Genomic DNA, 17,138 nt, shown 5'->3' with positions numbered 1-17,138 from the left:
TTCCAAGGCGCAGCAGGAACATATCGACAGCGTCTCTCGCCGCGAATATCGCCATATCCAGCTAATCCCCGAAGGAGAGCGAGAAGAAGTGCGCCAGATTTTCCGTGCAAAAGGCTTTGAAGGGGAATTGCTGGAGAGAGTTGTGGAGACCCTGACAGAAAATCACGATATCTGGGTGGATACCATGCTCAAGGAGGAGCATTCCCTGCAGCCGGTCGGATTGAACCCCCTGCGCGCTGCACTGACGACCTTCTTCGCCTTTATCATCGTAGGCGCCATGCCCCTGCTACCCTATGCGCTGCCGGGTCTGGATGCTGGCGCACAATTCCTGGCCAGCCTGCTTATCGCTGGTTCGATGTTCTTCGGCATCGGCATGCTCAAGAGTCTGGTCTATCATCGCCCGTTGCTGCGCTCCGGCTTGCGTACCCTGTTGATGGGGGGTGCTGCCGCCGGCCTTGCCTTCCTCAGCGGGCATCTGGCCCATGCGCTGTTCGGCCTGAGCTAGTTCACCTAGGCCAATAAGATCGCTAGTCTCGCGCCCTACCTCTCCATCTTTCCCAGCAGCTCCAGCTCGGCACCGTGCAGCGAAACGAGCAGGGGCTCGCCGCGCTCGTTCACGCGGAACTGGCCGTAGCGGGCAGGCTCGTAGCGTTCGGCATGTCCTTCCTGGAAGAAGAAGGCGTCGGTGGCGAAGCGCACCTGGCCGTTGCGCAGGCGGTAGCGCAGAGGCATCTCATCGTCACCCAGCGCTTCCTCTGCGGAGCCCAGCCGCTGGAAGTGAGCAATGCCTCGGTCGTCGAGGCGCACCACCACGTGCCCATTGGCAGCCTGCCGTTCGCCACTCTCGAGCCGCGCTGAGTAAAGGGCGTCTCGGATACGGTTGCCGACCTCGAAGTTGAGCGCCATGTAGTCGCCCTGCATCAGCGAGCGAGGGTCCACCGGTGCCAGCTCGAGATAGACCGCCTGGCCCTCAGCAAGGTGGCGCTCCTTGCCCCATATGGCCATGTTGACCAAGGCCAGGATCAGCGCCGTGGCGGCTACGACGACGAGCATGTTCAGCTTGGCAGTCGTTTTCATTGGTCGACCCCCGTGCCCGCTTCGGCAGTCGCACCGACTCGCCACCAGCGCCGCAGCAACCAGCGTGCCGCCAGAAGCGCGATACCGAGGCCAAATAGCGTCAAGGCCTTGGCCAGCAGCGTGACATCCAGCCAATAGTAGTAGTTGATAATGGAGAGCATTAGCAGCAGCCCACCGAACCCGATAATGGCACGATTGCCGATGGCGAAGCCTAGCGCGAGCACCACAAGACCATGACTCAGACCATGGGCGTGAAGGGAGAGCAGCGCCAGCACGAGCACGGCGACATAGGCCGCCACCCGCATGCCTGGAACGACAGCGCTGGCATGGCGCCGCAAGACATGCCGGATGAGCAATACCAGCGCCAGTATGCCGAGGACATCCCCAGCCCAGGGTTCCAGCCAATCCAGGCCGGTTCCCATGAAGTAGCGCCCCAACAGCAGCGACTGGCCGAAGTAGCCGAGCGCATGGATGGCTACCAGTCCCAACAGCAGGCCGTAGCCCAGCGCCTGCGATTGGCGTATGCGAGCCGGCCAGCGAAACTCATGGAGCCACAGCGCTGTGAGTGCCAGCAGCACCAGGCCACCTGACAGCGAAGGTGCGGAAGCGCCTTCCGTCAGCGCCAGATAGAACGCCATGCTCGCGGCAAAAGCCGAAAAGGTACGGTGGGTGAGGCTCGGCATGACAAGGGCGAGAGTGCACTGCAGCACCGTCAGCGCCCACCACACTCCGGCATTCACCCCCTCCAGGGCAGAGGCCAGCGCCCATGCCACCAGCAACTGCCCCGCCAGGCTGGCAGCCAGTGCCAGGTGCTCGATGAAGTCTCCTCGCGTCTTCCACAGCAACGCATAAGCGCCGCCCATCAACACTAGCCCCAGCGTGGCGGCTGCCGCACTGCTGTCGAGCACGAACACAGCAGCCATGCCTATGAATCCCAGCAGGAACAGGGCAGCAAGCCAGCCCGAAAACGCCTGGAGGGCACGCACGAACCAGGGCGCTTCGATTGGCGGCGCGCCATCGGCCGGAGCCACGCTCACGCCGCCACGAGCGAGCCTTTCCTCGAGCGAACGGGTCATGCCGACATCTCCAGATGAAGCCGCTTGAGCCAGAACACCGCCATGGCACCCAAGGCCAGCACCGTCATGGACAAGAACAGGAAGCTGCCCGCTCCGCCCTGCCAAAGCAGATGCCGGCCAAGAAACAGCGTAACCACGACAATGATCGAGAGGCAGCCACCCGCCAGCATGAACAGATCGGCTCGCCAGTGGCGATAGACGACGTAGAGCGCCATCAGCCACAGGAGGTACACCAGCAGCGACGTTGAAAAGGCCACCCGCTCATCGACGAGTCGCGTCATCACCAGCAGGGTGAGCGGTATGCCGCTGCCCAGCGCCAGCAGCCGCGTGGGCCAGCCCAGCGACAGCCAACGCCAGCGCCTTGCACCCAGCTCCCATACCGCAAGCGCCGCCGTGTTGAGAATGAAAAGCCCCCACAGGGCACCCGTATCGCCGACGAACAGGCCGAAAACACCGCCCCATGCATGAAAATAAAGCGACAGTGAGAGGTTGAGCAGGCCCAGCCACAGGACCCAAAGAAGATCGAAGCGCGCCACCAGGGTCCACGGCAGCATCAGGACCGCCCAGTAGAAGAACAGCTGCCAAGGGTCGGCGCCGGTCTGGTAGACCTGGCCGTACAGCGCGAGCAGCACGCCCAACAGCAGCGAAGCCGCCATCAAGGCGGCTCTTGCCACCACACCTCGCCCCTTGACCGATCCGTAAACGACGATGGCCGCCACCAGCGCCGCCTGAACGAGCCCGAAACGCAGCCAGCGACCCATCTCGGCCCAGTTGTAGGCCACCAGGAACAGCACGCCGAAGACCAGTGCCAGTGCACCCAGCCACAGCAGCAGCCGGTCCAGGAACACCCCCCAGGCCCGCCCGGAAGGGTGCAGCCCCGAAAGCGCAACTGCCCTAACCACCTGCTCACGCGGTATCGCGCCGCGCTCGATCAACGCCACCAGCTCACGGCGAATGGAGGCCATATGGTTTTGCCCTATGCTGCCAACCAGTAGCTCGACAATGTCTCAGCTTGCTTCAATACCAGCTCAACGGCCTCTGGCGCCTTGTCGGGCGGGTACTTGTATCGCTGCAGGGTGCGGCGTACCAAAATACGCAATCGAGCTCGAACACTCTCGCGCACTTGCCAGTCGACGGTAGTGGACTTACGCAACTTCTCGGTGACCTCGACCGCCAGCTTTTTCAGTGTTTCGTCCCCTAGCTCGCGAACGGCACTCTCGTTAGTGGCCAAAGCGTCGTAGAAAGCGACCTCATCCGGACTTAGCCCAAGATCCTGTTCGCGAGACATCTCGACCTTAAATTGCTTGGCCATCGCAATCAGCTCTTCGATTACCTGAGCGGTCTCAATCCCGCGGTTGTGGTATTTACGGAGCGTCTCCTGGAGACGATCGGAATATTTCTTCTCCTGCACCACATTGCTGCGGGTCTTAGCCTTGATATCGTCCTTGAGCAGCTTTTCCAGCAGCTCCACCGCCAGGTTGCGATAGGGCATCTGGCGCACATCCTCGAGAAACTCGTCGGAGAGCAGCCCAATGTTAGGCTTGTCGAGCCCACACAGGCCGAACACGTCGGTCACACCCTCCGCCACCAAGGCGTTGTCCAGGATCTGCTTGAGCGCCGAGTTCTTCTCTTCCTGACTCAGCTTGCGGTCTACGCTGGTCACCTTGGTGATGGCCGCCTTTATCGCGGAAAGGAAGGCAATCTCTTTGTGCAAGGCACGGGCCTCATCCAGGGTGCCGCATAAGGAGTAGGCCTTGTTCATCGCCAACACTGTATTCAGGAAGCGCTTCTTGCCATCCTCTAGACCGAGAATGTAGTTGGCGGCAGGTACCAGCAGCTTCTGCGGGGCTTCCTGAAAACCACTGTAATCGAAGCCTTCGCCCCCGGGCCCCTTGGCGAACATGCCATGGATCACATCGAGCCGCTCCAGCAATACCGCGTAGGCCTCCTCGGCGCTGTGGGTTGGCGCCCCCCGGCCCTGAGCCTCGGTATAGGTCTTCAGCGCCTGCTTCAGCTCGTTGGCGATCCCGATGTAATCCACCACCAGGCCGCCCGGCTTGTCCTTGAACACTCGGTTCACCCGCGCGATGGCCTGCATCAGGTTATGGCCCTTCATCGGCTTATCGACATACATGGTATGACAACAGGGTGCATCGAAGCCGGTCAGCCACATGTCTCGCACTATCACCAGCTTGAGAGGATCGTCGGGATTCTTGAAACGTGCCTCCAGGCGTTTCTTGGTCTTCTTGTTATAGATATGCGGCTGTAATAGTGCCTTGTCGGCAGCGGAGCCGGTCATCACGATCTTGATCACGCCCTTTTCCGGATCGGGATCATGCCACTCCGGGCGCAGAGCGGTAATCTCGTTGTAGAGGTGAGCGCAAATCTCGCGGCTCATCGCTACGATCATTGCCTTACCAGTGATGGTGGCATTGCGCGTCTCGAAATGCTCGATCAAATCGGCGGCCACCTGCTTGAGACGTGGCTTGGAGCCAACCAGCTTTTCCAGGCGACTCCACTCCCCCTTGGTGCGCTCGCGGTGGCCAATGTCTTCCTCGTCCTCGATGACCTCCTCGACCTGATCGGATAACTGTTCGATCTCGGCCTGGTTGATCTCGAGCTTGGCCAGCCGCGATTCATAGTAGATCGGAACCGTGGCGCCGTCCTCCACCGCATCCTGAATGTCGTAGATGGAAACGTAATCGCCGAAGACAGCGCGGGTATTCTTATCTTCACTATCAATCGGCGTGCCGGTGAAGCCAATGAAACACGCGTTGGGGAGCGCATCGCGCATATGCTTGGCGTAGCCGAAGGTGTAGCGGCCACTTTGTTTGAGGTTGGCCTTCAAGCCATATTGGCTACGGTGGGCTTCGTCTGAGATCACCACAAGATTATGGCGATCATTGAGTACCGGGTGTTTTGACTCCCCTTCCAGCAGGGTGAACTTCTGAACCGTGGTAAAGATGATCCCGCCCGCCTCGCGTTCGGCAAGCAGGCCGCGCAGGGTATCGCGGTCGTCGGCCTGCATCGGCTCCTGACGCAGTAGCTCGCGAGCAGCGCTGAAGGTAGCGAAGAGCTGGCCATCCAGGTCGTTGCGATCGGTCACCACGATCAGCGTCGGGTTATTCATCTCCGGCTGCTGGAGCAGCATACCCGCATAGCAGCACATGGAGATGCTCTTTCCTGAGCCCTGGGTGTGCCACACCACGCCGGCCTTTTTGCTGCCTGGCACTATCCTGTCGCCATAATTGGCACGGCGCTCCGCCACTTGCCGGGAATCGTCCGGTCTGGCGGCGATCACCGTGGCCCTCACCGCTTCGCGCACCGCATGAAATTGATGATAACCAGCGATCTTCTTTACCAGCTTCTCGGCGTCGCTCTCGAACAGCACGAAGTAGCGGATGAAGTCGAGTAGCAGCTCACGGTTGAAGAATCCCCTTACCAGGGTCTCGAGCTGCCACTCCAGCAGCGGCTTGTCGTCCTCGTGCTTGATGGTGCGCCAGGGCATGAAGCGCTCTTGACTCGCTGTCAGCGAACCCAGCCGCGCGTTGTAGCCATCACTGACCACAAGGGCTTCGTTGGTAACGAACAGCTCGGGCACTTCTTCCTTGTATGTCTGCACCTGGTGGAAGGCGTCCCAGATATCGACCTTCTCGTCGGTGGGACTTTTCAGCTCCAGCACTGCCAACGGCAGGCCATTGATGAAGGCGAGCAAATCAGGCCGGCGAAGTTGCTTGCCTCCAGCGATGGTGAACTGATTGATGATACGAAAGCGGTTGGCATCGACCTGGGCAAAGTCGATCAGGAAGGCGTGGTCATGTACTTGCCGGTCATCGCACTTGTAGGTAACCGGCACACCCACCAGCAGCAGACGCTGGAAGGCGCGGTTATTCACCACCAGATCAAGGCTCCCAGGATGTGCCACCTGGGCCAGCACCTGCTCCACGGCATCCTCCGGTAGCTGTGGATTCAGGCGTCGGACCGCCGCATCGAGATCGCCCAGCAGCAGCACCTGGCGGTAATCCTGGCGCTCCGGCGCATCGCCATCAGGAGCGATGTCCGGGCCATGGGAGATCTCCCAGCCATTGTCGGCGAACCACCCCAGGCAAAGCTGTTCCAGTTGGCTCTCACTGATCATCGCCTGGCTCCTCGGCCACATAGGCCTGGCTGGGGTGATTGGGCTTGGTGGGATAGAGCAGCTTGAGCCGCCGCGCCCTGACCAAGGGTTGCAGATAGTGCTTGCGCAACGACTCCGCCGAGCGATTCAGCAAGCGCGTCAGCTCATCCAGTCGTAATGGACGCCGCGAGCAGAGTGCCAGAATCACCCCTTCCACCTTGGCCTTCGGCGCCTTGCCCTTCGTGGCAACTGGCTCTGCCAGTACCCGCAGCTCCTCCCAAGGTCCGGAGCTAGGCCCCAAAGGTCCGGAGCTGGCACCCAAAGGTCCAGAGCTCGGCGCCAAAGGTCCGGAGCTTACGTCCAAAGGTTCAGAGCTGCTCTTGAAAGGTTCAGAGTTGGCATCCGCCTCCCCTTCCGACATCTCCAGTTCCGTGAAGATATCCTCCAGGTGCGCATTGGGAAGGAAGTACACCGTGCCCCGCCCGGTGCCATTCCTCAGCATCAGCTTCTTATCCACCAGACCCGCAAATAGCTGGCTAAGATCGCGAGGATGGATATCCAGAATGGACATCATGCGGCCATGGTCCACCGTCTTCTCGATAGCGGCCGTCACCAGGATCAGGCGCTCCTTGTCGGTCAGTCTGGAGAAAACCTGCTCCCCCAGAGAGTCGCGCAGCTCGGCTAGCACCGACTCCGGCACCAGGCTGAGCATGTGAAGCTCCAGCAAGGTCTGGTCGGAAGGCGAGTGAGCTTCGCGAAGAACCGGCTTGCGCCAGTGCTGGCTCGACCAACCCTGGAAGATCTTGGGCAGCCCCGAGCCTGCATTCTCACCCAGACCGATAAAGCGGAACATGTTCTGTAGCAAACGATTGCGGCAATCGCTGTTTCCCCCGGCCATTGCCTGATCCACCGGTACGCGCATCAGGCCAGGATTGCGAAAGCCGAACATGTCCGGTCGCTTGACCACCAGAATCGAGGCTCGCCCAGTGTAGTCGGCGTGCACCAGGGTATTGACCAGGGCTTCACGCAACGCCTTGTGCACCAGGGTATCGTCCTGGCGCTGGTCTCCCTCCAGGGTGAAAGGCACCTTGAGATCGGCAGTCAGCTTGCGAATCACCCGGCGATAGAAATCGAATACGTTACCCGACCAGCTACCATCCAAGGTCAACCGGTCGACCCAGCGCAGCTCGGCTTTGGGCTCGGGGCGCTCCTGGTAATCCAGCATGTAGTTGGGGAATGCTTCGATGATGGCGACCTGCTGTCCGAACATAAGCAGCCCGGCGCGGGTCAGTCCCGAGCGCTCGGTTTCACGGTCCTTGCGCCATCCACCGATCTGGTACAGGAACGCCTGGGCATCCAGTTGGTTCCAGGGGTGATCGGGCTGCAGGTTGGCATAGAGCTGGCGATACTGGTTGAAGCTGTCGAAGTCCAGATCGTCCAGGCCGAAGCCACGCAGGATCTCGTTGTCGCGGCTATCCTCGACCTGCTCGGCCAACATGCGCCGCACCTGCTCCTCATCCAGCAGATGGTCGGTGCTGTTGAAGCGCCGGTAGGTTCCGGTCAGGGGATTACCACGCAGATAAACCGGCCGTTGCTTGCGAGTCGCCGCCGGCACATGAATATGTACGACGGCCTTGCCCTCGATCTCCAGAACACGCACCCAGCGATCGCGTAGCAAGTTGGCACTGACCTTCTGGGTGTTATTGAGCCCAGTCCAAAGTTCATCGAGCACCTTCTGAGGATCGGCTACGCCCGCCAGCTCGAAACGGCCACCCGACTTCTCGCGCACCCCCAGGAAGATATTACCGCCTTGGGTATTGGCGAAGGCGCTATAGGTCGGCCAGAACTCCTTGGGCAGCGCCCCCTTGCCATCGCGCCCCTGGGCCAGCTTGCACTCCACATCCACGCTCTCGCGCAGGGCCGCGATATCCGCCAGGGAGTCGATTTCAAGCATCGGCTACCTCGGCCACTTGTTCCTCTGCTTCGGAAATCGTCAGCTCGCCTGATAGGAGCTTGGGGAGTAGAGTGTCGCGGAGTTGTGAGAGATTCTGCGCCTCCCGAACCTTTGACTCTATCAAACCATAGAGAGACTTAGCGCACTTCGAATAGGCCGCCACAAGACCTCGCGACGGTACAACCACGGGTATCAGCTTAAAACTTCTCTTGCTAATTTCTGCAAATGTCGTACCACTAGCACGCCCCTTAATTTCATCCATTTTGGCCTCACACCACTGGATAACAAACTCAGGCGAGAGCGCTTTTTCGCACTTCATGGCAATGTACCCCTGATTGACGGCAACAGGTACCTTTGCCAGAGCGAGGTAACCCACAGGGGCACGCGAAGACATTAAAACGGTATCAACGGGAAGAAGATCTGAGCTGATCTTGGCAAGTCCAGCAGCGGTGATCTTTCGCTCTGTCGCAACTAGCACCTTATCAGAAAGTCCCGAAAGATCCCTTGGTGTTGTCCAAGGAATATTTCCCCCATCCCAAAATTTTAATTCCTTTGTCGACGGTGTTCCACCACCGACGACACTTACCTCATTGCCAATTTGGCTGACATCCCACCCTTCCGGTATCTCACCCAGCTCACTCTCCTGCATGGCAGAGGGAAACAGTTCGGCAGTAACCTCAAGCTCGACATACTGCTCGGGGCTTTCGGCCTTTAGGCGATCCAATTGCTCATCACTCTTGCCAGAAATAGCCCTCATGGCAGCGAGCAGCGCGTCTTCTTCGCTGCCACCGGCGCTCAGTGCCGCCACCTTGGCCTTGACCGGATCGAAGTCGACAAACCAGCTTTTAAAGATGGCCTGCGCCATTTGTTCGAGAGTCCTGTTAACTTTACTATTGAATCTACACCTCCCATCCAGGCCGTCAAGCACAGAAGCTATATTTCTCTGAACTTCAAGAGGTGGGAGTTTTATCCTATGCCTTTTCAGCTGCCCTAGATTGAATCCTGGCACCGCTGCGCCAATACCATTAGCCAAGATCTCAGACTGCTTGCCCGGGCTGGAAAACACATAATAAATAAACTTAGGATCAGCCTTGGCCGGATCAACTGTCAACTTCATCTGCTTATTTGATATAACATATTCACCCCAGCGAGACCACTCATCTATCAAACCAACTTGATTAATAGTCCCCCAGCAAGTAAAAACAACATCTCCCTTACGAGCAATTGATCGAGAAAACTCTCTCGCTTTCTCATGACTTACAAATACCACCTCTTCGTCATTCAGCCTGACGCCAATATCAGCGCTTAGATTAGACCCTCTTATTACAGGAACCCCTTCCTTCAAAAAAAACCTGGAGCTGATTGCAGATCCAAAAGGTCCGGTTGCAAGAGCGTTCGACTGATTACTGGCAATCGCCGCCACGCTTACCTCAGGCCATTCAGAGCTCATACCCCAGCCTCCCAAGATTACGCTTGATCTCCGCCTCCAATCGGTCACTCTCCTCGAACTGAGCCTTGAGCTGCGTAGTTAGCCGCGCCATCTTCTCGTCGAAGGGTTCGCCATCGTCCTCCTGCTCCGGGGCGCCGACATAGCGGCCGGGAGTGAGCACGAAGTCGTGCTTTTTAATCTCCTCCAGGGTGGCGGCCTTACAGAAGCCGGGCAAGTCCTCGTAGGCAGTACCGAAGTCCTCCTCGCCGCGCTGCCAGGCGTGGAAGGTATCGGCGATCTTGCGGATATCCTCGGTGGTAAAGTCCCGCAGCACCCGGTCCTTCATATAGCCGAGCTGGCGGGCGTCAATAAACAGCACTTCCTTGCGGCGTGCACGCTTCTTCACCTTATTGGGCGAGAGGCCGCCGCTCTTGTCCTTGGTAAGCAGCCAGATACAGGCGGGGATCTGGGTGTTGGTGAACAGCTGTCCCGGCAGGGCCACCATACATTCCACCAAATCCTCCTCGACCAGCCGGCGGCGAATATCCCCCTCGCCGCTAGTGTTGGAGCTCATGGAACCGTTGGCCAGCAGCAGCGCCATGCTGCCGGCCGGTGCCAGGTGGTGCAGCATATGCTGCAACCAAGCGAAGTTGGCATTGCTCTGGGGCGGGGTACCGTACTTCCAGCGCGCGTCCTCGGCCAGTGACTCATGCCACCAGTCCTTGAAGTTGAAGGGCGGGTTGGCCATCACGAAGTCGGCACGCAGGTCCGGGTGCTGGTCATCGAGGAAGGTGTCGGCGTTCTTCTTGCCAAAGTTGAAGTCGATGCCCCGGATAGCCAGGTTCATCGCCGCCAGCTTCCAGGTGGTGGGGTTCGATTCCTGACCGTAGACGGAAATATGCTTCTTCTGCTCCACGGGGTCGTAATGTTGCTCGCTGGCGTGTTCTTCGATGAAGCGGTCACTGGAGACGAAGAAACCACCCGAACCCATCGCCGGGTCATAGACACGGCCCCGATAGGGCTCCAGCATCTCCACGATCAGGGTAACGATGCTCTTGGGGGTGTAGTACTGGCCGCCCTGCTTGCCTTCCGCCAGCGCGAACTGGCCGAGGAAATACTCGTAAACGTGGCCCAGGATATCCTTGCTGCGCAGATCGAGCTTCTGGCCCTGGTAGACCGGCTTAGAGAAGGTGGTATCAGAGAAAGAGTTGATCAACCCGATCAGCTTGTCGTTGTCGAGCTGGTATTGCCCGATGCGGTTGAGGATACCCTTGAGTTTCTCGTTGCTCTTCTCGATTTCGTCCAAGGCATTGTCGATCAGCCAGGAGACCGAGCGCAGCTTTACGTCCTTTCCTTGCGCGTCCTGCCACAGCACGGCGCCGATCGGCAGGGCCGCCTTCTCCTTGAGAGTGCTCCAGCGGGCGGCACGCGGCACCCAGAAGACGTTGGACTCACGATAGTAGTCCAGAACTTCCAGCTCCTCCTGTAGCGCTGCCTGGTACTCGGCATCGCTGTCGTAGTCATGACGGGGCAGGTAGTAGAGCTCATCGCTTTCGGTCTGGAACAGCTCACGCAGCTCATCCTGACGCGCCTCGAAGGCATCCGATACATACTTGAGGAAGATCAGCCCCAGCACAATGTGCTTGTAGTTGGCGGCATCCAGGTTGGAGCGTAGCTTGTCGGCGGCCTTCCAGAGCTTGTCGTCCAGCTCCTTGAGAAACTGCTGTTCCGTGGTATTCATCCAATCCCCCGCTACCGACCCCGGACTATCCGGATTCAGTGTTCAAATATGCCGCATTGTATCAGTGCCCGCCCCCGCCTGGCCGCACGATGGCTAACTCTGTTTCACGTCTAACTGAGCCTAGGGCCTGCTGCGCATCATCCAGCTAAACCCTAGTCTCGACCGAGATAGCGCGGCTTGGCGATCCCTTCCAGCTCCGCCAGGGGAATGCTCAGTTCCGGCTGGCCAAGGGCGTAGGGAGTGATCTCATAGACGTTGTATCTCACCACCCAGGCGGTTTCGAGCGGCGCCACGTTCTGGCTTGGGTAAAATGGCCAGCCGGCGGCGAATTCCTCGTCCAGTTCCTGATCTCTCAGCCAACGCTCATGGGCCCGGGCGAGAGCCTCCTGGAAGGCCGGAGCCAGGCCGTCGAGCAGCATGTCGTCGAGCGTTATCTCTCGCCCCAAACGCTCGTCGATGACCATGAACTCGGTTAGCGGCATGCCGTGGGCCTGCCCGGCGTGGTAGACATAGCTGCCGAGTTCGATGACCAGCAGATCGTGATGCCGGGCCAGCACCTTCGCTTCGAGCGAGGCCTGACTGGAAGCGTGTGGCGGAGCATAGCGGCGCTCCTCTCCGGCCAGCGCGAAGAAAGCCTCGGCATAGGCTTCCCATGAGTCCCGCGGCCACTCGGTCTCGCCATCGGTAATGCCCTGCCCCATCGCCAGCAGCCGTGTGCGCAGCGTTTCACTCAGCTCAGGCGAATCGGGAAAGTACAGTGCCCTCACCTCGACCTCGGCGCACTGCGCCGCCGGGCAGTCACGCTCCACGAAATGCGCCTCGACGGGTTCATACGTCATCCCGGCCATATCGGCCGGCTCCTGCTGTGCCTGACAACCGGCCAGGAGAGACAGGGGCAGGGCCATTACCCACACATTGCGACACGACATCCTGCTCCCTCCCTGAGAGACGACAGCTTGCTGCCTTGAACCAGCAACTCTCTGCTTACTTTAGCGGAAGCCAAAGACGAAAAAACCCGCCGTCAGGCGGGTTGGGAACAGTCGCTCATCATGTGGCTAAGCAGGAAAGTGCCGCTTCAGTTCAGCCACCTGCTCCTCATTGAGGGCGCGAGGATTTTCCCCGCGCAGCAGCAGGAAGAGCTTGGCGGTCTCCTCCAGCTCCTCGGTGGCGTACACCGCCGCTTCCAGGTCCTTGCCCGCCACCACCGGCCCATGATTGGCCAGCAGCACGGCGCTGTGCTGGCCCGCCAGGCCACGCACGGCATCGCCCAGCCTGGGGTCACCCGGTACGTGATAAGGCACCAGCGGCAGCTTGCCGACCCGCATCACGTAGTAGGCGGTGAGCGGCGGGATGCAGTCGCAGTGGTCGATCCCCGGAAGGCATGACACCGCCACCGAATGGGTGGAGTGCAGATGCACGATGGCGCCGGACTGGGAGCGCTCGGCGTACATCGCCATGTGCAGGAACTGCTCCTTGGTCGGCATATCGCCGTCGAGCCATTGGCCTTGGCCATCGAGCCGCGAGATACGCGCAGGGTCGAGACGCCCCAGACAGGCGTTGGTTGGCGTCATCAGCCAGCCGCCATCGTCCAGGCGCACGCTGATGTTGCCGCTGGAGCCCATGGTCAGGCCACGGTCGAACAACGACTTTCCCAAGGTGGATATCTGCTCGCGCAGCCTGTTTTCCTCTTGAGCGCTCATGGCAGCACCTCGAAGGCACGCGTGAAGAAGTCCACACCACCGAAGTTGCCCGACTTCAGCGCCAGCGACAGAGGGGCTTCGCGACTCTCGAGATGGGCCTGGGTCCAAGGCACGCCGGGGTCGATCTGCTCACCGATGCGCAGAGTCGTGAGGTTGAGTGCCGACACCACTGCCCCCGAGGTCTCGCCGCCGGCGACCACCAGCCGCCCCACGCCCTCATCGACCAGCTTGGCCGCCAGTTGCCCCAGCGCCCGCTCGACGAGCTGCCCCGCATGCTCGACACCGAGCCTGGCCTGGGCAGCTTTGACTTTCTCCGGATCGGCAGAGGCATAGAGCAATACCGGCCCGCCGCTCTCCAGGGCCTCGCGGGCGAAATCGAGCGCCGCTTCCATCTGCGCGTCCCCCTCGGCCAGTGCCAACGGGTCGAGAGCGAAGCCGGGGTGTCGCTCCAAGAAGTGCGCCACCTGAGCGAGTGTCGCTCTGGAACAGCTGCCGGAGAGCACCAAGGCACTGCCGCTGGCCGGCTGCAACCGGCCTGGCTCGGCGATCTCGTCCAGCCAGCCCAGGCGGCGATAACGGTCAGGCAGTGCCTGGCCCAGGCCCGAACCGCCGGTCACCAGCGGCATCGCCTCGCAGGCCTCTGCCAGCACGTCCAGGTCATGCTCGTCGAGGGTGTCACAGATCACGTGGCGCACGCCCTGCTCAGCCAATGTCGTCAGGTGCTGCCGGGTCGTCTCGGCCCCATGGTCGAGCACCGAGCGCGGCGCCAGTCCAACCGGATGGGGGGTCTGGGAAGCGAGTACACGCACCAGGTCGGCGTCCGTCATGGGTGTGAGCGGATGGTGCTGCATGCCGCTGTCGTTGAGCAGTCGGTCGCCGACGAACAGATGCCCCTGATAGACGGTGCGGCCATTAACCGGGAATGCCGGCACCATGACCGTCTGCGTCACCCCCAAGCGCTCCATCAGCGCATCGGCCACCGGACCGATATTGCCACGCGCGGTGGAGTCGAAGGTGGAGCAGTACTTGAAGAAAAACTGCCGGGCACCTTGTGCCTGCAGCCACGCCAGTGCCGCCAGCGAATCTGCCACGGCCTCGTCGGCCGGGCAGGAGCGCGACTTCAGTGCCACCACCACGGCATCGACCTCGCTCACATCGAGTTCCGGGCCGGGTACACCGATCACTTGCAGGCAGCGCATGCCGCTGCGCACCAGATTATTGGCAAGGTCCGTGGCACCGGTGAAGTCGTCGGCGATGGCGCCGAGTACGATGGTCATGAATGTCTCCGCTGTTCAGGTGACGAGTTGGAAGCGGCCCGGTTGCGCAGGCGCTTCATCAAGGGGGCGACGATGGCCATGGCAAGCAGCAGGAAGGCGATGGCCAGCAGCGTGGCGCTGATCGGCCGCGTAAAGAGAATCGACAGGTCGCCCTGGGACATGGAGAGCGTGCGGCGCAGTTCGCTCTCGGCAATGGGCCCGAGCACCAGGCCCAGAATGATCGACACCAGCGGAAAGCGGAGTTTTTCCAACAGATAGCCGAGCACACCGAAGCCGAGCATCAACCACACATCGAACATCGAGTTGCGCACCGAATAGGTTCCCACGATGCAGCACATGACGATCAGCGGGCCCAGCGCCGAATAGGGCACGTTGAGCAGCTTGGTAAACAGCGCGATGAACGGCTTGGAGAACAGCAGGATCATGAAGTTGACGATGAACAGCCCTGCAAATACGGCATAGATCAGGTCGCTGCTGGTGATCATGAACATCGGGCCGGGTTGCAACCCATGCATGATGAAGGCGCCGAGGATCACCGCCGTGGTGCCGCTGCCCGGAATGCCAAGGGCGAACAATGGCACCAGCGCTCCCATAGCGGCGGCATTGTTGGCCGACTCCGGCGCGGCCACCCCTTCAGGCGCCCCCTTGCCGAACTTCTCCGGGTGCTTGGACCAGCGCACCGCCTCGCTGTAACTGACCATGGCCGCGGTGCTGGCCCCGATACCGGGCAGAATGCCGGTGATCACGCCGATGAACGAAGAACGCGTCAGCGTACCGCCGATCTGGCGCAGAATGGGCAGATCGAAGATCTTCACCTTGACCTTCTTCAGCGGCTGATGGCTGTCCTGATCGAGGGCACGCTTCATTACCTCGGAGATGGCGAACAGCCCCACGATCATCGGGATCAGGCCGACACCCTCGGCAAGATTGAGATTGCCGAAGGTATAGCGGCTGGTACCGGTGAGCGGATCGGTGCCTACCGTGGCGATCAATAGGCCGAGAGTCGCCCCGATGAGTCCGTAGATCAGCCGGCCGCCCAGTGAGGCCACCACCGTCAGGCCGAGGATGGCGAGGGCAAAGTACTCCGGTGACGAGAAGCGCAGCGCCATGGTGGCCAGAATCGGCGTGAACACGATCAATGCCACGGTACCGGCGAGACCGCCGATGGCAGAGCTCAGCACGCCGATACCCAGCGCCTTGCCGGCCTGCCCCTGCTGGGTCATCGGATAGCCGTCGAAGGCGGTCATCACCGATTCCGGCGTACCGGGCGCACGGTACAGGATCGCCGTGATCAGCCCCGAGAACACCGTAGCGCCATAGATAGCGGTCAACAGCATGAAGGCCGTGGTGGGCTCCATGCCATAGGTGACCGGCAGCAGGATAACAACCAGGATCACGCCACTGATGCCCGGCAGCGCACCGCCGATGAAGCCGATGAATACCGCAGAGGTCAGCAATAGCAGGTTGAGTGGCTGCAGCACCACGGCCAACCCGCCGAGAAAATGTTCCATCGTCAACTCCCGGAGCAAGTCGATAGAGGTGTCATCGGGACGGACTCACGGCAGGGGGATGCCGAGCAGGGTCACGAAGACTCCCTGCATGAGCGCCACCGCCACCACCACGGTGATGCCGATGGCCAGCCACGAGCGCGCGCCCAGTAGCAGCGTGCATAACAAGGTGAAGATCGCACTGGCGGCGACGAAGCCGATGACTGACATCAGCAGGGTGTAACCCACGGTGGCCGCCATCAGCCACCAGTGCCGCGTGGCCGCGAGCGAGAGCGTCCACGCCGGTGCAGGGGCTTCCGCCGTATCGCTCACGCTTGACCCGGGCTGAGGGTCATCTGCCGAAACGGCGTACTGAGCGTTACCGTCCTGAAGCGGCTGCTGCGCTCGGCGGCGCCCATCGCGCCAGGTCATGACCAACAAGGCGCCACCAAAGAGCAGCAGCAGAACGGTAAGAAGAAGCGGCCAGACTCGCGGCCCGATAAAGGTAGAGACCTGCGCCGAGCTGGGGAACTGAAGCGTGAGCGGCAGGCTGGCCAGGGCGAGCAGAATGACCGCCACCGCAAAAATATAGATCCTGGCTTGCATAATGGCCCCCGCAGGGAACGTCGCGTGACCGGCCTAGGCTTTGTACGAAAAGTCGGCGAGCGCAGACAGTTTTCGTATAGAGCCTAAGACTGGCCCAAGCGGTGAATGAAAGTGGGAGCGGGTCACGCCCCCACTGGTGCCTTTTGGGAACGTATCAGTTGCCGTTCTGCAGCAGGCGCGAATAGAGCTCGTAGTTGTTCTCGAGCCGCTGGCGGTACTCTTCGCCGCCCATCCAACCCTCACGATAATCGAGGTTCACACGCTCGGCATAAGCCTGGTATTCCTCTGAAGCGAAGATCTCCTGGAACACACCTTCGAGGTGCTGGACGAGCTCAGCCGGGGTGGCTGCATGGACGAAAACCGCCCGGTCGTTGCCATCGGTCAGGTCCCAGCCGTGTTCCACGGTGGTGGGTACGTCCGGGTAGTGGTCCAGTCGCTCCTCGCTGAAGATCAGAATCGGCATCATCTGGCCCGCCTCGATATAACTCAGCAGCGGGCTGAGCGAGGTGGTGGTGGCGTCGATGTTACCGCCCAGCACGTTGGCCGTGGCGTTGCCGGTGCTGTCATAGGGAATGAAGTTCATGTCCAGGCCGGATGCGTCACGCAGCGACAGGAAAGCCACATGATCCGGGCTGGCCGTGTGCGTGCCACCGACCGTCACCTTGCCCGGGTTC

Annotated in this window: 14 protein-coding genes; 1 reads left to right on the top strand and 13 read right to left on the bottom strand. The window is 60.7% G+C overall.

Annotated elements, in window-relative coordinates:
* Positions 1 to 505: VIT1/CCC1 transporter family protein (locus AC2VNO_RS00585; protein WP_486932320.1), on the top strand; the 505-nt coding region annotated here is incomplete at its 5' end.
* 35 nt (positions 506 to 540) lie between these two features.
* On the opposite strand, the gene AC2VNO_RS00580 is transcribed toward AC2VNO_RS00585, so the two are convergent.
* The 13 genes from AC2VNO_RS00580 to AC2VNO_RS00520 form a co-directional block, all read right to left on the bottom strand.
* Positions 541 to 1,077 carry a GDYXXLXY domain-containing protein gene (locus tag AC2VNO_RS00580; protein ID WP_486932319.1) on the bottom strand — a complete coding sequence of 179 codons (537 nt, stop codon included), beginning with the start codon at positions 1,075 to 1,077 and terminating at the stop codon, positions 541 to 543.
* A complete protein-coding gene (locus AC2VNO_RS00575; protein WP_486932318.1) occupies positions 1,074 to 2,153 on the bottom strand; it encodes a DUF4401 domain-containing protein in 1,080 nt (359 codons plus the stop codon). Before AC2VNO_RS00575 ends, AC2VNO_RS00580 begins: the two co-directional genes overlap by 4 nt.
* Complete coding sequence (locus tag AC2VNO_RS00570) at positions 2,150 to 3,118, bottom strand: DUF2157 domain-containing protein (RefSeq protein ID WP_486932317.1); 969 nt, start codon at positions 3,116 to 3,118, stop codon at positions 2,150 to 2,152. Before AC2VNO_RS00570 ends, AC2VNO_RS00575 begins: the two co-directional genes overlap by 4 nt.
* An 11-nt stretch (positions 3,119 to 3,129) precedes the next feature.
* The gene (locus AC2VNO_RS00565) at positions 3,130 to 6,288 is read right to left on the bottom strand and encodes a type I restriction endonuclease subunit R (RefSeq protein WP_486932324.1); all 3,159 of its coding nucleotides are present in this window, start codon (positions 6,286 to 6,288) and stop codon (positions 3,130 to 3,132) included.
* Positions 6,281 to 8,224 carry an ATP-binding protein gene (locus tag AC2VNO_RS00560; RefSeq protein WP_486932316.1) on the bottom strand — a complete coding sequence of 648 codons (1,944 nt, stop codon included), beginning with the start codon at positions 8,222 to 8,224 and terminating at the stop codon, positions 6,281 to 6,283. The genes AC2VNO_RS00565 and AC2VNO_RS00560 overlap by 8 nt, the downstream gene beginning before the upstream one ends.
* Positions 8,217 to 9,674, bottom strand: a complete 1,458-nt coding sequence (locus tag AC2VNO_RS00555) for a restriction endonuclease subunit S (protein ID WP_486932315.1) — start codon at positions 9,672 to 9,674, stop codon at positions 8,217 to 8,219. Before AC2VNO_RS00555 ends, AC2VNO_RS00560 begins: the two co-directional genes overlap by 8 nt.
* Positions 9,664 to 11,394 (bottom strand): class I SAM-dependent DNA methyltransferase, encoded by a 1,731-nt coding sequence (locus AC2VNO_RS00550; protein ID WP_486932314.1) that lies wholly within the window; start codon positions 11,392 to 11,394, stop codon positions 9,664 to 9,666. Before AC2VNO_RS00550 ends, AC2VNO_RS00555 begins: the two co-directional genes overlap by 11 nt.
* Before the next feature lie 152 nt (positions 11,395 to 11,546).
* Positions 11,547 to 12,323: an RsiV family protein gene (locus AC2VNO_RS00545; RefSeq protein WP_486932313.1), complete on the bottom strand. Its 777-nt coding sequence runs from the start codon at positions 12,321 to 12,323 to the stop codon at positions 11,547 to 11,549.
* 126 nt (positions 12,324 to 12,449) lie between these two features.
* A complete protein-coding gene (gene otnC, locus AC2VNO_RS00540; protein ID WP_486932312.1) occupies positions 12,450 to 13,094 on the bottom strand; it encodes a 3-oxo-tetronate 4-phosphate decarboxylase in 645 nt (214 codons plus the stop codon).
* Positions 13,091 to 14,371, bottom strand: coding sequence for a 3-oxo-tetronate kinase (gene otnK, locus AC2VNO_RS00535; protein ID WP_486932311.1), 1,281 nt, complete (start codon positions 14,369 to 14,371; stop codon positions 13,091 to 13,093). The genes otnC and otnK overlap by 4 nt, the downstream gene beginning before the upstream one ends.
* On the bottom strand, positions 14,368 to 15,882 hold the full coding sequence (locus AC2VNO_RS00530) for a tripartite tricarboxylate transporter permease (RefSeq protein WP_486932310.1): 1,515 nt from the start codon (positions 15,880 to 15,882) through the stop codon (positions 14,368 to 14,370). Before AC2VNO_RS00530 ends, otnK begins: the two co-directional genes overlap by 4 nt.
* A 45-nt stretch (positions 15,883 to 15,927) precedes the next feature.
* Positions 15,928 to 16,464: a tripartite tricarboxylate transporter TctB family protein gene (locus tag AC2VNO_RS00525; protein WP_486932309.1), complete on the bottom strand. Its 537-nt coding sequence runs from the start codon at positions 16,462 to 16,464 to the stop codon at positions 15,928 to 15,930.
* Positions 16,465 to 16,618: 154 nt separating this feature from the next.
* Positions 16,619 to 17,125, bottom strand: coding sequence for a tripartite tricarboxylate transporter substrate-binding protein (locus AC2VNO_RS00520; RefSeq protein ID WP_486932308.1), 507 nt, complete (start codon positions 17,123 to 17,125; stop codon positions 16,619 to 16,621).
* Between the last annotated feature and the right edge of the window lie 13 nt (positions 17,126 to 17,138).

It is taken from the genome of Halomonas sp. TH-94, assembly GCF_057473365.1.
Note: the sequence above shows the minus strand (reverse complement) of the source record. Positions and strands in the feature narration are given on the sequence as shown.

Bases quoted from the DNA above. Each gene is read 5' to 3' on its own strand.
- AC2VNO_RS00560 (WP_486932316.1), bottom strand. From the start codon at position 8,224: ATGCTTGAAATCGACTCCCTGGCGGATATCGCGGCCCTGCGCGAGAGC.
- AC2VNO_RS00550 (WP_486932314.1), bottom strand. From the start codon at position 11,394: ATGAATACCACGGAACAGCAGTTTCTCAAGGAGCTGGACGACAAGCTC.
- otnK (WP_486932311.1), bottom strand. From the start codon at position 14,371: ATGACCATCGTACTCGGCGCCATCGCCGACGACTTCACCGGTGCCACG.
- AC2VNO_RS00575 (WP_486932318.1), bottom strand. From the start codon at position 2,153: ATGACCCGTTCGCTCGAGGAAAGGCTCGCTCGTGGCGGCGTGAGCGTG.
- AC2VNO_RS00570 (WP_486932317.1), bottom strand. From the start codon at position 3,118: ATGGCCTCCATTCGCCGTGAGCTGGTGGCGTTGATCGAGCGCGGCGCG.
- AC2VNO_RS00530 (WP_486932310.1), bottom strand. From the start codon at position 15,882: ATGGAACATTTTCTCGGCGGGTTGGCCGTGGTGCTGCAGCCACTCAAC.
- AC2VNO_RS00525 (WP_486932309.1), bottom strand. From the start codon at position 16,464: ATGCAAGCCAGGATCTATATTTTTGCGGTGGCGGTCATTCTGCTCGCC.
- AC2VNO_RS00555 (WP_486932315.1), bottom strand. From the start codon at position 9,674: ATGAGCTCTGAATGGCCTGAGGTAAGCGTGGCGGCGATTGCCAGTAAT.
- otnC (WP_486932312.1), bottom strand. From the start codon at position 13,094: ATGAGCGCTCAAGAGGAAAACAGGCTGCGCGAGCAGATATCCACCTTG.
- AC2VNO_RS00545 (WP_486932313.1), bottom strand. From the start codon at position 12,323: ATGTCGTGTCGCAATGTGTGGGTAATGGCCCTGCCCCTGTCTCTCCTG.
- AC2VNO_RS00580 (WP_486932319.1), bottom strand. From the start codon at position 1,077: ATGAAAACGACTGCCAAGCTGAACATGCTCGTCGTCGTAGCCGCCACG.